We start from the raw sequence: 1,866 nt of genomic DNA, 5'->3' as shown, positions 1-1,866 counted from the left end.
GGGCCGGTATCACGGCTGCAGCGTTGTGTTTGAGTCTCACCCCCACATATAGTGCGCCTTCTGCACAGGCGTATGAGTTACAACGTTCGGACGGCAAGCTTGGTGAAATTAAAGGTTCGGTTTACGGCCGAGTTTTCGTAGACCGAGTGGACAATATTGCCACGTTCGATAAAGGGGATGAAGGTCTGCCTGGCGTAAAGGTTTACGCGCAGTGGGTTGACTTTAACAATAAAAAGCTGAAGGGTGCTGTCTCGCCGGTTTATTGGACCGAAACTAAAGCTGATGGCAAGTACTCAATTAAACTTCCAAACTGGACTGACGCTCTAGGTGTCGAACATGAATGGAGGGCGCAAGCCGGTCAGGGTTTGCGGATCTGGGCTGATAATCCCGATAAAGCTAAGTACGTTAATTCGTTTGTCGAATCCGACGGTGTATTTGTTAACAACGGGATGACTCAGCGTTATGTGGGCACGTGGAATGCATGGCCGCAGTCCGCCGCTGAAAACATGAATATCTCTTATCAGGAGCGTCCGAAGATTCAGGAAATGTTCCCGGATGAGAGTACCTGGAGGGAAACGACTAACCAGGAAAATGGCGGCTACGTTAACGGAAGCGTTTTTTATGATCAAAGAAACTACTTTGGTGCTCCGAAGGCTGTCCGCAATTTCCAAGACGGTTTCGGAGATGTAGCGGTTCCTGGGGTTAAGGTTGTTGGTACCTACGTCCAAGACGAGGTTGCGCGCCGTTTCGACACGTGGAAGAGCGAGCACAGAGGTTATACCCGCGAGCAATTCAAGGTCGCTCAGCGCGAGATTATGGCGAAATATAAGGAAGAAACAGGGAAAAGCCCGTGGGCTGAAACCGCTTACGCCATAACGGACGCTCAGGGCTCGTATCATATCCAGTTCCGAGGCCTTTGGGGTGACAGTTACACCTTTAAAGGCATCATGAAGAACGGGACACACGGTGACCTTGTTCCGGAAAATGCGACGAATGCCTCGTGGCTGAAGGGGAACTTTGGCTCACGGCATGTTAATGTCGCGTATATGTATGTTGCCCCCGTGTTGCCGGAGGGCGTGGGTGGAGCGCTTGATAACTTCCCTGACAACATGTTCGGTCCTGGGGATAAAGTTCCGGACTATGCAACTCTTGGTGGAATGAGTGATCTCCACAACCAAGATTTTGCGCTCCGTATGGAAGATCGCGATTTCCAGGTTCTTGAGTACAACCAGACAGATAAACCAGCCGCGCCGGGTGCTACTGTGCAGACAAAGGCCACTGGTTTCGTGCCGTCGAGTGGTCACGAAATCGTGTGGACTGATTCTGAAGGTAACGAGGTTCATAAGTGCATCTCGACCTCCTCGAATCTGGGAGTTGTGAATTCCTGCCCCTTGACCGTTCCGGCTGATCTTGACCATGACGAAATCTATACGGCCACGATCTACCCCGAAGGTTCGCGTGATACTGCGCTAGCAAAGGACGCATTCGCTGCAAAGCCAACTCCTGAGTACAAGCACACCTTGGTCGACCTCGATACGACCGAAACTGTTGCTTCCCCACTCCACAAGGAAAATGGTACGAAGCCTCGGGATGCGAAGTATTCGCCTCTGGATGACAATGCAAAGATCCCCGCGGATCTTTTGGCTGATGTTGACCAGTCCAAGGTAAAGGTTGGCCAGCAACCTTGGGCGACGGTTAACGAGGATGGGACCATCTCGCTCGCTCCGACCAGGGGGCAAGCTGAACCGGGTGAATATCTTGTACCCGTCAAGATGACGACACCCACCGGGGAGAAGATTCTCCTTGCGCCGATTACTGTGCGCGATCCGAACGCTGATGCCGATAATGATGGCACTCCAGATCTGA

The 1,866-nt window shown here is 52.0% G+C and carries 1 protein-coding gene; it reads left to right on the top strand.

Annotated elements, in window-relative coordinates; all coding sequences use genetic code 11:
• On the top strand, positions 1 to 1,866 hold a 1,866-nt coding region (locus AC5RK6_RS06940), incomplete at both ends, for a hypothetical protein (RefSeq protein ID WP_493926382.1).

This window comes from Actinotignum sp. usb-actsch-213, from assembly GCF_059085665.1.
The sequence above is the reverse complement of the archived record's forward strand: the minus strand, read 5'-3'. Positions and strand labels throughout refer to the sequence as shown.